The sequence below is a fragment of the Streptomyces tardus genome, from assembly GCF_018101125.2.
GTDB classification, from domain to species: domain Bacteria; phylum Actinomycetota; class Actinomycetes; order Streptomycetales; family Streptomycetaceae; genus Streptomyces; species Streptomyces tardus.
Map to the genome: position 1 here is coordinate 1049942 of NZ_JAELVF020000001.1, position 14107 is coordinate 1064048.

At 71.8% G+C, this 14107-nt stretch carries 13 protein-coding genes and 3 tRNA genes; 5 read left to right on the forward strand and 11 right to left on the reverse strand.

Annotated features, from left to right (window positions below; genetic code table 11):
- Positions 1-57 precede the first annotated feature (57 nt).
- The 5 genes from JGS22_RS04565 to JGS22_RS04585 form a co-directional block, all read right to left on the reverse strand.
- Positions 58-492, reverse strand: coding sequence for a MaoC family dehydratase (locus JGS22_RS04565; protein WP_211039101.1), 435 nt, complete (start codon positions 490-492; stop codon positions 58-60).
- A gap of 19 nt (positions 493-511) precedes the next feature.
- Positions 512-964 (reverse strand): MaoC family dehydratase N-terminal domain-containing protein, encoded by a 453-nt coding sequence (locus tag JGS22_RS04570; RefSeq protein ID WP_211039063.1) that lies wholly within the window; start codon positions 962-964, stop codon positions 512-514.
- Between the two features lie 258 nt (positions 965-1222).
- Positions 1223-1387, reverse strand: a complete 165-nt coding sequence (gene rpmG / locus JGS22_RS04575; RefSeq protein ID WP_006347275.1) for a 50S ribosomal protein L33 — start codon at positions 1385-1387, stop codon at positions 1223-1225.
- A gap of 94 nt (positions 1388-1481) precedes the next feature.
- Positions 1482-1554: transfer RNA gene (locus tag JGS22_RS04580), tRNA-Met, on the reverse strand.
- Between the two features lie 47 nt (positions 1555-1601).
- A tRNA-Thr gene (locus JGS22_RS04585) sits at positions 1602-1674 on the reverse strand.
- Between the two features lie 278 nt (positions 1675-1952).
- Between JGS22_RS04585 and JGS22_RS04590 the strand changes: the two genes are divergently transcribed.
- The 3 genes from JGS22_RS04590 to JGS22_RS04600 all read left to right on the forward strand — a co-directional run bounded on the left by JGS22_RS04590 (position 1953) and on the right by JGS22_RS04600 (position 5044).
- The gene (locus tag JGS22_RS04590; RefSeq protein ID WP_236073021.1) at positions 1953-3212 is read left to right on the forward strand and encodes an amidohydrolase family protein; all 1260 of its coding nucleotides are present in this window, start codon (positions 1953-1955) and stop codon (positions 3210-3212) included.
- Between the two features lie 35 nt (positions 3213-3247).
- On the forward strand, positions 3248-3907 hold the full coding sequence (locus JGS22_RS04595; RefSeq protein WP_211039062.1) for an NAD(P)H-binding protein: 660 nt from the start codon (positions 3248-3250) through the stop codon (positions 3905-3907).
- Between the two features lie 252 nt (positions 3908-4159).
- Complete coding sequence (locus tag JGS22_RS04600) at positions 4160-5044, forward strand: class I SAM-dependent methyltransferase (RefSeq protein ID WP_211039061.1); 885 nt, start codon at positions 4160-4162, stop codon at positions 5042-5044.
- A 596-nt stretch (positions 5045-5640) separates the two neighbouring features.
- Here JGS22_RS04600 and JGS22_RS04605 read toward each other — a convergent pair.
- Positions 5641-5722, reverse strand: a tRNA-Tyr gene (locus tag JGS22_RS04605).
- 190 nt (positions 5723-5912) lie between these two features.
- Between JGS22_RS04605 and JGS22_RS04610 the strand changes: the two genes are divergently transcribed.
- Positions 5913-6401, forward strand: coding sequence for a YajQ family cyclic di-GMP-binding protein (locus JGS22_RS04610; protein WP_211039060.1), 489 nt, complete (start codon positions 5913-5915; stop codon positions 6399-6401).
- Positions 6402-6608: 207 nt separating this feature from the next.
- Here the strand turns inward: JGS22_RS04610 and JGS22_RS04615 are convergent, their stop codons facing one another.
- On the reverse strand, positions 6609-8306 hold the full coding sequence (locus JGS22_RS04615; RefSeq protein ID WP_211039059.1) for an MFS transporter: 1698 nt from the start codon (positions 8304-8306) through the stop codon (positions 6609-6611).
- A 96-nt stretch (positions 8307-8402) separates the two neighbouring features.
- Here JGS22_RS04615 and JGS22_RS04620 point away from each other — a divergent pair, with 96 nt between their 5' ends.
- Complete coding sequence (locus JGS22_RS04620; RefSeq protein WP_211039058.1) at positions 8403-8984, forward strand: TetR/AcrR family transcriptional regulator; 582 nt, start codon at positions 8403-8405, stop codon at positions 8982-8984.
- Between the two features lie 357 nt (positions 8985-9341).
- On the opposite strand, the gene JGS22_RS04625 is transcribed toward JGS22_RS04620, so the two are convergent.
- The 4 genes from JGS22_RS04625 to JGS22_RS04640 all read right to left on the reverse strand — a co-directional run bounded on the left by JGS22_RS04625 (position 9342) and on the right by JGS22_RS04640 (position 14095).
- Positions 9342-9716: a YccF domain-containing protein gene (locus JGS22_RS04625; protein ID WP_211040725.1), complete on the reverse strand. Its 375-nt coding sequence runs from the start codon at positions 9714-9716 to the stop codon at positions 9342-9344.
- A gap of 5 nt (positions 9717-9721) precedes the next feature.
- Positions 9722-10570, reverse strand: coding sequence for a zinc metalloprotease HtpX (gene htpX, locus JGS22_RS04630; RefSeq protein WP_211040726.1), 849 nt, complete (start codon positions 10568-10570; stop codon positions 9722-9724).
- A 214-nt stretch (positions 10571-10784) separates the two neighbouring features.
- Entirely contained in the window at positions 10785-12368 is a 1584-nt protein-coding gene (locus tag JGS22_RS04635; protein ID WP_211040727.1) for an NADH-quinone oxidoreductase subunit N, read from the reverse strand.
- Positions 12365-14095, reverse strand: coding sequence for a complex I subunit 4 family protein (locus JGS22_RS04640; protein WP_211040744.1), 1731 nt, complete (start codon positions 14093-14095; stop codon positions 12365-12367). The genes JGS22_RS04635 and JGS22_RS04640 overlap by 4 nt, the downstream gene beginning before the upstream one ends.
- Positions 14096-14107 lie beyond the last annotated feature (12 nt).

Below are 14107 nucleotides of genomic sequence, written 5' to 3' on the forward strand. Positions count from 1 at the left end.
CGCCGCCGTGTCCGCGCCCGCGGTGGACGGGGTGCACGGACGCGGCGGCGCGGCACGTCAGGCCAGGCGCACGACGGCCTGGGCGCGGCCGAGGACCTTCTGGCCCTTGCTGGTCGCGGTCAGATCGACGCGGACCGTACGGGCCTCGTCGTCCAGCTTGGCGGCGACCTTCGCGGACACCTCGATCAGCGCGCCCTGCTCGTCGTTGGGCACGACGACGGGGCGGGTGAAGCGGACTCCGTAGTCGATCAGCGCGCCGGGGTCGCCGGCCCAGTCCGTCACCACACGGGCGGCGGAGGCCATGGTGAGCATCCCGTGCGCGATGACGTCCTCCAGCCCGACCTTCCTGGCGAAGTCCTCGTTCCAGTGAATGGGGTTGAAGTCGCCGGAGGCGCCCGCGTAGCGCACCAGCGCCCCCCGGGTGAGGGGGAAGCTGCGCGGGGGCAGCTCGGTGCCCTTCTCCACGTCGGCGTAGGCGACCTTCGCGGTCATCGGTGTGTGCGCCGTCATCTCAGCTGCCCTCCAGCGAACGCGAGACCAGCTTGGTGAAAGCGGTCACCACCAGCTCGCCCGACTCGTCGTGAACATCGCCGCGGATGTCCAGAATGTCGTTGCCGGCAAGGGACTTGATCGCCTCGATGGTCGAGGTGACGGTCAGCCGGTCGCCGGCCCGCACCGGGCGGTGGTGCACGAACCGCTGGTCGCCGTGGACCACCCGGTCGTAGTCCAGGCCGAGTTGCGGGTCGTGCACGACGTCCTGGGCGGCGCTGAAGCTGATCGCGAAGACGAAGGTGGGCGGAGCGATCACGTCGGGATAGCCGAGAGCCCTCGCCGCTTCCCGATCGGTGTGGACGGGATTGTCCTCCCCGATCGACTCGGCGAATTCCCTGATCTTCTCCCTGCCGACCTCATAGGGATCGGTCGGCGGATAACTCCGGCCGACGAATGCCTGATCGAGCGCCATGACCCCGTGCCTCCTGATACTTCCGCCGACCGACGGAGCCGGTCATCTGAGAGAACCGGTCCGCACAGGATCGGGCCCGGGCCGGGCCGAACGACGAACCGGTCCGAACGAACGGATTCGAACGCGAACGAACCGGTCCGATGAACGAACAACACCGCCGGAACGTGCCGGGACACACACGCGATCGCAGCGAATCCGGCGCGCAACGCCCGGAGGCCGCCCCCTGTTACGGGGACGGCCTCCGGAAACGAGCCTTGTTTATCGCGTCTCGCGATGCGCGGTGTGCGCCTTGCAACGAGGGCAGTGCTTCTTCATCTCAAGACGGTCCGGGTTGTTGCGCCGGTTCTTCTTGGTGATGTAGTTCCGCTCCTTGCACTCCACGCAGGCCAGCGTGATCTTCGGGCGGACGTCGGTGGCAGCCACGTGAGTGCTCCTTGGACGCGGATGGACAGGTGATTAACACAGAAAGAGTAGCCGATCGAAGGGACCGACCCCACAATCGGCTACTGAGAGTGAGTAGCGGCGACCGGACTTGAACCGGTGACACAACGATTATGAGCCGTTTGCTCTACCGACTGAGCTACGCCGCCACGATGCGAGGGCCACCCGCCCTAAGGCGGACGGCCTTGCACATCAGAGCCCCAAAACGGAATCGAACCGTTGACCTTCTCCTTACCATGGAGACGCTCTGCCGACTGAGCTATTGGGGCGAGCGAGGAAGACATTACACGCTCTGCCGCCGAACGTGAAATCCGTATCCGCGGCCCTCGCGAGGGCCCTTCCGACCCCCGCCGGATGCGCCCTCCACACCGCTCCCGAAGGTGCAACACACCACGTCCGTACGACTATTCCCGGCCTGCCGGGGAGCGGGCGGAGAGCGTCCTACCCTCGACGCATTCCATGATCACGCGGCATCCGTCCAGGGTGTCCCGCGTCCATCCGCGCGGGTGCGCGCCCCCGCACACCCGCCAGAGCGAGCGGGAGTGCGATGGCCGACAGTCAGCCGCAGGGGCCGGGAGTGCCCGACCAGCCCAGCCCCACACCGACCGGCAAGGGCCTGCTCCTCACCGGCGCCCGGCTGAAGGACGGCCGCACCGTCGACGTACGGCTGCGCAACGGACGGATCGACGCCGTGAGCGCCGCGGGCAGCCTGCCCCGCGACGAGGCCGACCGGCCGCCCCGGATGGACCTCGCCGGCTATCTGCTGCTCCCGGCGCCCGCCGAACCGCACGCCCACCACGACACCGCACTCACCGCCCCCGCCCGCGGACTGCCGCCCTCCCGCAAGCCGGCGCACATCCAACGGCGCACCACCGATGCGGCGCTGCTCCAGCTCGGCCACGGCGCGACCGCCGTGCGCACCCATGTGCCGATCGGCGGCCGGGACGGTCTTGCCACCCTCCAGGCCGTGCTCGCCGCCCGGCGGGCCCTGCGCGGACTGACCGAACTCACCGCCGTCGCCGTACCCAGGCTGCTCAGCGGGATCGCCGGCGCGGACACGGCGGCGATGGTCGAGGACGCGGTGCGCATGGGCGCCACGGCCATCGGAGGCTGTCCCGACCTCGACCCGGACCCGGCCGAGTACACCGCCACGCTGCTGGACATCGCCGCCGAGCACGGCTGCGCCGTCGACCTGCACACCGACGCACGCGATCCGGCCCGGCTGGCCGAGTTGGCCGGCGCCGTCGGCGGAGTCGGGGCCCCCGTCACCGTCGGCCCGTGCGGCGGTCTCGGCCGGATGGCAGGCCACACGGTCGCGGACGTCGCCGACCGCCTCGCCGCCGCGAACGCGACCGTCACCCTCCTGCCGCAGGGTGGCTGCGCCCTGACCGACCGCCAACTCCCCTTTGCCACAGCGCCGTTGCGCGTGCTGCAGGATGCCGGCGTACGGGTGGCGGCCGGCAGCGGCGCCGTGCGCGACACGGCGAACCCGGTGGGCCGCGGAGACCCGCTGGAGGCCGCGTACCTGCTCGCCGCCCAGGGCGCGGTGAGCGCGGCGGAGGGGTACGAGGCGGTCAGCGCCGGCGCCCGTACCGCGCTCGGTCTGCCGGCGGTACGCGTCGAACCGGGCTTCCCCGCCGAGCTGTTGGCGGTGCGCGGCGAGACGCTGGAGGGCGCACTGTCACTGGCGTACAGCAGGGTCGTACTGCACCGGGGCCGAGTGGTCGCCAGAACGAGCGCGGTGCGGGAGTTCTGCGACGCGGACGCGGCCGGCACGCCCGAACTGCCGCGCCAGGCGCAGGGGTAGCACCAGCGCGGCCGGCACCGGCGTAACGTCGGAGCATGCGCACAGTAATCGCAGGTGGAGCCGGACAGATCGCCCAGCGCCTGGAGCGGCTGCTCCGCTCCAGGGGAGACACGCCCCTCGGGCTGATCCGCAGTCCGCAGAAGGCCGACCTGGTGCAGGAGGCGGGCGCCGAACCGCTCGTCTGCGACCTGGAGTCGGCATCCGTCGAAGAGGTCTCCGAGCTGCTGCGGGGCGCGGACGCGGCGGTGTTCGCGGCCGGTGCGGGACCCGGCAGCGGCGAGGCGCGCAAGGAGACCGTCGACCGGGCGGCGGCCGAGCTGTTCACCGACGCCTCGGCTCGGGCGGGCGTACGGCGGCTGCTGGTCGTCTCGGCCATGGGCGTCGACGGCGAGCCCCCGGCCGAGGCCGACCCGGTGTTCGCCACGTACCTGCGCGCCAAGGGCGCCGCCGACGCGGCCGTCCGGGCCCGCACCGACCTGGACTGGACGATCCTGCGGCCCGGCCGTCTGACCGACGACCCCGGCACCGGCCGGGTAGAGCTCGCCGCGCACACCGGGCGCTCCGAGGTGACCCGGGACGACGTGGCCGCGGTACTGCTCGCGCTGCTGGACGAACCCCTGTCGGTGGGACACACCCTGGAGCTCGTCAACGGGGATGTGCCGGTCGCCGAGGCCGTCGCGGCAGCGGTGCGCTAGCTCCGCGCCGGGCGCGCGGCCGATGCACCCGGCCGCGGCGCCCGGCGGTCCCGGCGCAGGTGCCTGCCCGGCCGGCGCTCCCAGAGGAGGCCGAGAAGCAGCTCCGGGGCGCCCGCGCCGTTCGAGCACCGCACACGGGTTGAACGTCTGATGAAGAGTGTCGAGAACACCGGATGAAAGGTGTCCCAGGAGTGCGTACTCCGGACCGGAACCTGCTGACCCGGCACTTCCGGCGCCACTAGCGTCCGCGACATGAGCCTTCTCCTCCGCAAAGCCGCGCGCCCCGTCCTCGACCGCATCGACCGACGCATCGACCGCAAGGTGCGCAGGGAACTGCGCGACACCAGGGACGAGCTGAAGCGCCTCCGGGAGCAGCAGCACAGCACCGAGCTGCTGCTCGGCAGCGACGGCCGCCGGTTCAACCGCCACCCGGGGCCCGGCCAGATCGCGGCCGTGACGAAGCAGGTCGGCGACGTCACCGGCGAGAAGCACGCGCGCCGCGCCGTCATCCAGGCGTACCGCACGCTCGTCGAGGCGGAGAACCGCGGGGTCGGCCGGATCGCCGGCGGCACCTCCAACATCCTCGGCAAACTCGCCACCGCGCCGCTGCTGCAGCCGCCCAACGGCCGGGTGCTGGAGATCGGCACCCTGTACGGCCTGTTCGCCGGCTGCCTCGCCCGGCAGCTGCTGCGCGCCGGCATCCCGTACGAGCTGACGATCGTCGACCCGATCGCCTCCGTACAGCTCCAGGAGGAAATGACGATCGACGTCGACGCCTCCGGCACCCCGATCAACGAGGACGTCGTACGCGCCAACCTGCACTACACCGGCGTGCTCCCCGACCGGCTCCGCCTGTTGCGCGGCTACTCCACCGACCCGGAGATCCACACCGCGCTGGCCGGCAGCGAGTTCGGCGTGATCGTCGTCGACGGCGACCACTCGGCGCAGGGCGTCAAGGCAGACCTCGAATGGGTCGAGCAACTGGCCGCGCCCGGCGCGGTGGTCGTCGTCGACGACTACGACGACCGCGTGTGGCCCGGCGTCAAGGAGGCCACCGACAAGCACCTCGCCGACGGCGGCAGCCGGTTGCGGAGGATCGGCCAGGTCACCACCAGCGCCTTCCTCCGCGCCGAGTAACCCGCGCTGGGCCGCTGGTGGCCGCCAACCGACAGCGGGAGGTGCTTGCCTGTGCTCCCGCGTGCGGAGGCGGCAGCCCGCCGGGCCTCGGAGCAGCCGGGCGACGTCCCCGTCCTGTGCGCACAGCCGGAACACCCGGCGTGGGGATTGTCCGGTGCTCTGAAAGTTGCCCAGCCCGGCCCCTCGCCGGAGGGAACCCCGGGTCAGCTGGCTCGCTCCCCGCGTCGGCGGGGACGGTCCAGGGTCTCGTCGGATCGCGTACTCGATGGGCTCCCGCTCCCCGCACGCAGGGACGGGTCCGGTGGCTGGGGCTGGGGCTGCACCGGGGCTGGGGCTGGCCGGTCCACATGCGTGGGGAATCGGGGCCGGGCGAGGTTGCGTGGAGTGACCCGGAGCCCCGTTCCCGGAGAGGAGTGGCAGTACTGCATGGGCGCGTCCGGGGCCGGGACTTCCGGGGCCGGAGGGTGCCCCGTCGGGTGGCGGGGCAGCGGTGGACGGGGCGACTCGACGGGGTGCGGGGCTGTCTCGTCACCCGGAACGACGAAACCCCCTTCGACCTGCTGTAACAGCTGGTCGAAGGGGGTTTCCCATCCATGTGGCGGCGCCAGGATTCGAACCTGGGAAGGCTGAGCCGGCAGATTTACAGTCTGCTCCCTTTGGCCGCTCGGGCACACCGCCTGGGATTTGCCGCCCCGGAGCCCTGCTCCGCGGCAACGGGGTAAACACTACCTGATACCCGTGGGTGGTCCGCCACCTGGTTGTTGCGGGGCAGGGGGCCATCCGTCGGGGCTAGGCTGACCCGGCCGGAACGGGAGCGCCGGGCCGGCATCGTCGTCAGCGGAATCTATGTACGAGGAGCCAACTCACGATGGCCGACTCCAGTTTCGACATCGTCTCGAAGGTCGAGCGGCAGGAGGTCGACAACGCCCTGAACCAGGCGGGCAAGGAGATCTCCCAGCGGTACGACTTCAAGGGCGTGGGCGCGTCCATCGCCTGGTCGGGCGAGCAGATCGAGATCAGGGCGAACTCCGAGGAGCGCGCGAAGGCTGTGCTCGACATCTTCCAGTCCAAGCTGATCAAGCGGGGCGTCTCGCTGAAGGTGCTGGACTCCGGGGAGCCTCAGCTCTCCGGCAAGGAGTACCGCCTGGCCTCCTCCCTCAAGGAGGGCATCTCCCAGGAGGACGCCAAGAAGGTCGCGAAGATCATCCGCGACGAGGGCCCCAAGGGCATCAAGGCGCAGGTCCAGGGTGACGAGCTGCGGGTCAGCTCCAAGAGCCGGGACCACCTCCAGGAAGTGATCACCCTGCTCAAGGGCAAGGACTTCGACTTCGCGCTGCAGTTCGTGAACTACCGCTGAGACAGCGGTAGTTGGTCGCCCGACGACCGGTCCCACGAGATGTGGCGACCGGGAGCCCGGGACCGCTGGGCGCAGACGACCGGGCCGGTCGCGTGCGGGGTGATGCCCCGGTTCGCGACCGGCCCGGCCCGCGTGCCGCGCGGGCAGGCCGCCCAGTGCGATGGCTCCGGCACGGCCTGACGGGCGAGTGCCGCACCGCCGTCGACTTCAGTCGCGCACGAGGCCGCGGTCGGATCCGGGAACGCCCCCGGGCTCGCCGGGGCCCGCCACCCTCGGTTCCGGCGCCGTGGCACCTCTGTCCGACCCCCGCGCGGTGGCGGGCGCGAACGTGTCGCGCGCGGTGGCGGCAGCGTCGCCCGACGGGGCGGAGGTGTCGTCCACCGGCTGACCGGTGGGCGTGGTGCCGGTGTGGCGCAGCCGGTGTGCGGCGAGCCCCGCGGTGGCCAGTGCGAGTACAGCGGCCACGAGGGCGGCGACGTTCATGCCGTTGGTGAAGGCCGTACGGGCTGCGGCGAGCAACGTTCGCCCTGCCTCGTCGGGCAGTTGGCCGGCCATCTGTACGGCGCCCCCGAGGGTTTCGGCGGCGGGGCCGTCGGCGAGCGTGTCCCTGATCTCACCGCGGTAGACGGCGGCGCCGATGCTGCCGAGGATCGCCATGCCGAGCGCGCCGCCCAGTTCCGAGGCGCACTCCACGGTGGCCGAGGCGCTGCCGGCCCGTTCGGGCGGAGCGGCGCCGACGACGAGGTCGGTCATCAGGGTCATGACCGCGGCGAGGCCCGCGGAGCACACGCCGATGCCCACCAGCACGTGCCACAGCGGGGAGTCGACCTCCACCCGGACGATCAGCAGCAGTCCTGCGACGGCCAGGCAGAAGCCCGCGGCGATGAGGTACGCGCGGTTGACCGTGCGGGCGAGCGTCACGGCGGCAGGTGCGGCGACCGCGACACCGAGCGGCGGGAGCAGGCTCCACAGCGCGGCGGTGAGCGGACTGTACCCGAGCACCATCTGCAGGTACTGGGTGGTGAAGACCGCGCTGCCCACCATGACGAACATCGCCACCAACTGGCTTGCGAGCGCCGCAGGTACGCCGCGGACACGGAAGAGGTCCGGCGGCAGCATGGGGTGCGGGCAGCGCGACTGTCGTCGCACGAAGAGGACTCCGAAGACCGCGGCAAGCGCCAGAGCGAGCCCGTCCAGCGCCTGGAAGCCGTGGGCGGCTGTCTCCTTGACCGCGTACACCGCGGGCAGGATCGCGGCGAGGGAGAGCAGCGAGCTGAGGCGGTCGAAGCGGCCGGCCCGCTCGTTCCTGGACTCGGGAACCAGGAACGGGGCGAGGGCGAGGAGCGTCAGCATGGCGGGCAGGTTTATCAGGAACACCGAGCCCCACCAGTAGTGCTCCAGCAGCACTCCGCTGATGACCGGGCCCAGAGCGACGCCGCTGCTCAGCACCGCCGACCAGATCGCGATGGCGGTGGCGCGCTGGCGCGGATCGCGGAAGAGGTTGCGGATCAGCGCGAGGGTGGCGGGCATCAGGGTGGCACCGCCGAGCCCCAACAGGGCGCGGGCGGTGATGAGTTCACCCGGACCGTCGGCGTACGCGGCGGCGAGCGAGGCCGCGCCGAACGCCACGGCCCCGATCAGCAGCAGACGCCGGCGCCCGATGCGGTCGCCGAGCGCCCCCATCGTCAGCAGCAGCCCCGCCAGGACGAACGCGTAGATGTCCAGGATCCACAGCTGCTCGGTGGCGGTGGGCCCCAGTTCCTGGGCGATGAACGGAACGGCGAAGTAGAGCACCGAGACGTCCATCGACACGAGGAGCAACGGCAGCAGAAGCACGCAGAGCGCGGCCCACTCTCTGCGCCCCGCACGGGCGGGTGCGGCGTGGGACTGGGTGAAGGAGCGCATGGCATCGACTATACATGCGTCTTATACGCTCGTATAGAACGCCCGTACAAGTCACCTGTCCAAGACACGTGTCCAGGCGCTGGCTAGGCTGCGCGCATGGGACACCGTGAGGACCTGCTGGCCGGCGCGAAGCGCTGCCTGCTGGAGAAGGGGTACGCCAGGACCACCGCGCGCGACATCGTGGCCGCGTCCGGCACCAACCTGGCATCGATCGGCTACCACTACGGCTCGAAGAACGCGCTGATGGCCGAGGCACTGTTCGCCGCCACCAGCGACTGGGGCGATGACGCCGAGCAGGCCCTGGCCGCCGTGCTGCCCGACGGGGCCGGTCGCCGGCAGCACTTCGAGACGGGCTGGACGGTGATCGTCGACCTGTTCCGGAAGCACCGTGCGCTGTGGAGCGCGCAGATGGAGGCAGTGCTGCTCGCGGACCGCGACTCCGCGCTCCGGGAGTTCTTCGCCACGTCCTGGCCGGAGTCGTCGACCGGACTGATCGCGCTGCTGAACGGCGTTCCGGCCAAAGAGGTGACCGAGGAGCAGCGGCGGGTGTTCGGCTCGCTCTACATGACACTGCTCGGCGGGCTGCTGCTGCAGCAGCAGCTGGAGCACTATCCGGTTCCGGACGGGCGGGACCTCGCGCAGGCGATGGCCTGGATCAGCGGCGCGGAAGCAGCGTAGCGGTCAGCCGGCAGGACCGGGACAGCACGCGGCGACGGCGGGGCGGCCACGGCACGTACGCCGGGGGCGCAGCCACGCACGTCGCCGCAGGCACGCGGGCACGCACGAAGCCCAGGAGCGCGCGACGCCGGGGCAGCGCGAAGCGCGGGAGCGCGGGCACGAACGACCGCCCGGGGCGCTGCGGGGTACGGGGCGGGCCCACCGGCACGACCGTGCGGCGCGCTTCGGGCCGCTTGCGCGGTGGGCCGCGGCGAGGGCGCGGACCCCCGTGCCGGAACGGGCCGGACGGGGGTTTGCGGCGGGTGGCGGACGCAGGCGGGTGGGGGTTGCCGACGGGTGGGGTTGCCGGCGGGTACGTCAGCGGGTCGGGACTATCTCGCGGCCGAGCGGCATCAGCGAGACCGGGATCATCTTGAAATTCGCGATGCCCAGCGGGATTCCGATGATCGTCACGCAGAGCGCGACGCCGGTGAATATGTGGCCGAGAGCGAGCCACCAGCCGGCCAGCAGCAGCCACAGCACGTTGCCCACGCACGACGGTGCACCCGCGTCGCGGCGTTCGACCGCCTCATAGCCGAACGGCCACAGGGCGTACCGGCCGATGCGGAAGGAGGCCAGGCCGAAGGGAATGCCGATCACCGTGATGCACAGGATCAGACCGGCGAGCAGGTAGGCCAGGAAGAGCCAAAAGCCGCTCAGGACAAGCCAGATGATGTTCAGAATCGTCTTCACGTCGATCAGCTTCCCATGCGTTCGAGACGGGCGATGCGCTCTTTCATCGGAGGGTGGGTGGCGAAGAGCCCACGGCGCCCGGTGCAGCCGAAGGGGTTGGCGATCATGAGGTGGCTCGCGGTGCGCAGCCGCGGCTCGCCGGGAAGCGGCAACCGGCTCGTACCGACATCGAGCTTGCGCAGGGCGGAGGCGAGGGCGAGCGGGTCGCCGGTGAGCCGGGCGCCGGCCGCGTCCGCCCCGTACTCCCGGGATCTGCTGACGGCCAGGCGGATCACGGTGGCGGCGAGCGGCCCGAGCACCGCGAGCAGCAGCAGCTCGACCAGGCCGGGCCCGTCCTCCTCGGTGCGTCCGAAGGGCAGCAGCCAGGCGAGGTGGACCAGGAGCATCACCGCGGAGGCGAGGCAGCCGGCGACCGAGGCGAGCAGGATGTCGCGGTTGTGGATGTGGCTGAGCTCGTGGGCGATGACACCGCGCAGCTCGCGCTCGTCGAGCAGCCGCAGGATGCCTCTGGTGCAGCAGACGGTGGCGTGCCGGGGGCTGCGGCCGGTGGCGAAGGCGTTGGGGGCGTCGGTGGGCGAGAGGTAGACCCTCGGCATCGGCCGACGGGCGGCGGTGGAGAGCTCCCGCACCACGCGGTAGAGCTCGGGTGCCTCGAACTCGCTGACCGGGCGCGCCCGCATCGCGCGCAGCGACAGTGTGTCGCTGCGCCAGTACGCGAAGCCGTTGAGCCCGATGGCGACGAGGAGGGCGAGGAGGACCCCGGTGCTCCCGAAGACGCTGCCGACGCCCATGATGAGCGCGGACATCAGGCCCAGGAGCAGGGCAGTCCTTGTCCCATTGTGTCGGCCGTGCACGGTTCGCCCTCCAGATGTGCGGCGGGAGGACACCTGCGGTCAGGTGTACCTCCACCCTCCAGCGGACCCTCCCCACTCCCCACAACGCCGGTCCCGGGGCACGGGTTCCCCGAGCGCGTGCACGGGCTGCGCCTCAGCACTGCGGGCACGTCCCGCACACGCTCCCGGCGGGGTCGGCGGGCGGTCGGCAGCGAACCGGTGCGACCGGAGCAGGTCAGAAGAGAGTGGTGGAGGCGAAGCGCAGTGCGAGCTGGGGCAAGCCGGAGAGCACCACGGCCACGCACGCGGTCAGGGCGACGGCGAGCGCCGTGGGGCCCCGCAGCGGGGTGGTGGTACGGGCCCGGACTCCGGAAGCGCTCGCGGGCCGGGTGGCGGGATCGGCCTCGGGCCCGGCTGCGGGATCGGCTGCGGGATCGGCTGCGGGCTGGAAGAGCAGGGCGGTCCAGCGGAGGTAGTAGACGAGGCCGAGGACGACGTTCAGCGCCATGACCACCGCGAGCCAGCCGAGTCCGGCGTCCACCGCCGCCCCGAAGACCGCGACCTTTGCGAAGAGTCCGATCACCCCCGGCGGGAGCCCGGCCAGGCAGAGCAGGAAGAAGCCGAGCGCCAGCGCGGCCGGCGGGTTGCGGGCGTAGAGACCGCGGTAGTCGGTAAGGCGGTTGGCCGGCGCGCTGCGGGCGACATGGGTGGCCACCGCGAAGGCGCCGAGGTTCACCGCCGCGTACATCAGGGCGTAGCTCAGGCTTGCCCCGACGACCCGCAGCGGCTCCTCACCGCTCATGTATCCCGCGGCGGCGAGCGGGACGATCAGATAGCCGGCCTGGCCGACGGAGGACCAGGCGAGGAGCCGTACGGCGCTGTGGCGGGTTTCCGCGCGCTGGCGCATCGCGGCGAGGTTCCCGACGCTCATGGTCAGCGCGGCGAGCACGGCGACCGCCGGCGCCCAGGTGTCCGCATGGCCCGGGAAGGCGAGCAGGGTGACCAGGATCAGTCCGACGAAGCCGACCGCCTTGCCGACCACCGAGAGGAAGGCGGCGACGGGCACCGGGGCGCCGACGTAGGTGTCGGGGACCCAGAAGTGGAACGGCACCACCGCGGTCTTGAAGGCGAAGCCGACGAGTGTGAGCACCACTCCGGCCGCGGCCAGCGTCTCCAGCTGGGGGTCGACCTCCTCCAGGCCGGTCGCGACCCGGTTCAGGTGGAGGCTGCCGGTGGCCGCGTAGAGCAGGCTGACGCCCATCAGCGTGACGGCGGTGGCGGCGACCGAGGAGAGGAAGAACTTGAGCGCCGCCTCCGAGCCGCGGCGATCACCGGCCCGCAGCGCGAGCAGCGCGAAGACGGGCAGGGAGGCGACTTCCAGGGCGATGACCAGGGTTGCCAGATCGCGGGCGGCGGGCAGCAGCACGGCGCCGGCGGTCGAGGCGAGCAGCAGGAACCAGTACTCCCCCGCGGGCAGCTTCGCGTCCCGCACCAGCGTCAGCGAGAGCAGCGCGGTGATCAACGCGGCGCCGAGCACGAGGAGTTGGACGGTGAGCGTGAAGGTGTCCGCGGTGTAGCTGCACGAGCCGGGGTCCCCGACCAGGCAGAAGGTGCTGCGCCGCTCGCCGACGAGCGGGAGCAGGCTGAGTCCGGCGAGGACCGTCGCCAGGACCGCGCCCCAGCCGAGCAGCGGTTTGCGGCGCTCGTCCACGAAGAGGTCGGCGACCAGCAGGACGAGTGCGGCCACCGTGACGACCGTGGGCGGGGCGAGCGCGACCCAGTCGACGGACTGGACGAGGTCCGCGGCGGCGTAGGTCATCGGGTGACTCCTGGCAGCAGGTTCTGCACGGCCGGGTTGGTCAGGTGCAGGAGGAGGCCGGGCCACAACCCGGTGAGCAGCGTGAGGGCGACGAGCGGCACCCAGGCCGCGTACTCGTACCCGCGAACGTCCGGGAACGCGGCGCTCGTCGGCGCCGAGAGCGCCGGGCCGGCCGCGCCGGACCCGGTCTCCGGGCTCGGTGCCGGAGCCGGGCTCGAAGCCGGGCTCGAAGTCGGGCTCGAAATCGTGGTGTCGGGGGCGGACGGCGTGGTGTCGGCGGGCGGCCGGGGGGCCTCGTTCGGATCGCCCATGCACACGCGGCGTACGACCAGCAGCAGGTACGCCGCGGTCAGCAGCGTGCCGAAGGCGGCCAGCACCATGAAGACCAGGTAGGTCGGGCGGCTCAGACCCTCGGCGGGGTCGTACGCGCCGAGCAGGGCGAGCATCTCGCCCCAGAAGCCGGCGAGTCCGGGCAGGCCGAGCGAGGCGATCGCGGCGAAGGCCAGCAGACCGCCGAGCCGGGGCGAACGGCCGTACAGCGCAGCCCCGTCGGTGGCGGCGAGCCGGTCGAGGTCGGTGCTGCCGGTGCGTTCCTTCAGCGCGCCGACGAGGAAGAAGAGCAGGCCGGTGATGAGGCCGTGCGCGACGTTGGCGAAGAGCGCGCCGTTGACGCCGGTACGGGTGAGGGTGGCGATCCCCAGGAGGACGAAGCCCATGTGCCCGACCGAGGAGTAGGCGATCAACCGTTTGAGGTCGCCGCCGGCGCCCCTGCGTACGAGCGCGAGGCAGGCAAGCGATCCGTAGAGGATGCCGACGACGGCGAATGCGCCGAGGTAGGGCGCGAAGTGGGCCGCCCCCTCGGGTGCGATCGGCAGCACGATCCGTACGAGTCCGTAGGTGCCCATCTTCAGCAGGACGCCTGCCAGCAGCACCGACCCGACCGTGGGGGCGGAGGTGTGGGCGTCCGGCAGCCAGCTGTGCAGCGGCCACATCGGGGTCTTGACGGCCAGTCCGACGCCGATGGCGAGGACGGCGACGAGCTGGGTGGTGCGGGTGAGCGAGGCGCCGTTGTCAGTGGCGAGTGCCACCATGTCGAAGGTGCCGCCCTGAAGGCCGATGAGCAGCAGTCCGAGGAGCATGACCACGGAGCCGAGGAGGGTGTAGAGGACGAACTTCCAGGCGGCCGGGGCGCGTCCGGCACCGCCCCAGCGGGCGATGAGGAAGTACATCGGGATGAGGACCATCTCGAAGGCCAGGAAGAACAGCACCAGGTCCAGGACCGCGAAGGTCGCCAGGACCCCGGTCTCCAGGACGAGCAGCAGCGCCACGAAGGCCTTGGGCGACCCCGCCCCCCGGGGTGGTGCGACGAAGTAGCTGTAGAGCGCGCACAGGAAGCAGAGCAGTGCGGTGAGGACGAGGAGGGGAAGCGAGATGCCGTCGACACCGAAGTGCAGGCGAATACCGAAAGCCGGGATCCAGCTGACGTCCGACTCCGCCTGGATGTCGCCGGCCCTGTCGTAGTCGAAGCCGGCGGCCAGCACCACCGTGGCCAGCAGTACAGCGCCGGTGACGGTGACGCCGTGGCGCAGTACGGCCTGTTCCGGGCTGCGTCCGCGCAGTCCGGGCGGCGCGGGCAGCAGCGCGGCGACGGCACCGAGCAGCGGGAGCAACAGCGCGGCGACCAGCAGGAGTTGCGGTGCGCTCGCGCCGGGGACGAGGGCGTTCAGGGCAGTCACGAC

Coding starts and splice junctions, on each gene's coding strand:
- JGS22_RS04565 (WP_211039101.1), bottom strand. CDS start 492: ATGACCGCGAAGGTCGCCTACGCCGACGTGGAGAAGGGCACCGAGCTG.
- JGS22_RS04570 (WP_211039063.1), bottom strand. CDS start 964: ATGGCGCTCGATCAGGCATTCGTCGGCCGGAGTTATCCGCCGACCGAT.
- JGS22_RS04590 (WP_236073021.1), top strand. CDS start 1,953: ATGGCCGACAGTCAGCCGCAGGGGCCGGGAGTGCCCGACCAGCCCAGC.
- JGS22_RS04595 (WP_211039062.1), top strand. CDS start 3,248: ATGCGCACAGTAATCGCAGGTGGAGCCGGACAGATCGCCCAGCGCCTG.
- JGS22_RS04600 (WP_211039061.1), top strand. CDS start 4,160: ATGAGCCTTCTCCTCCGCAAAGCCGCGCGCCCCGTCCTCGACCGCATC.
- JGS22_RS04610 (WP_211039060.1), top strand. CDS start 5,913: ATGGCCGACTCCAGTTTCGACATCGTCTCGAAGGTCGAGCGGCAGGAG.
- JGS22_RS04615 (WP_211039059.1), bottom strand. CDS start 8,306: ATGCGCTCCTTCACCCAGTCCCACGCCGCACCCGCCCGTGCGGGGCGC.
- JGS22_RS04620 (WP_211039058.1), top strand. CDS start 8,403: ATGGGACACCGTGAGGACCTGCTGGCCGGCGCGAAGCGCTGCCTGCTG.
- JGS22_RS04635 (WP_211040727.1), bottom strand. CDS start 12,368: ATGACCTACGCCGCCGCGGACCTCGTCCAGTCCGTCGACTGGGTCGCG.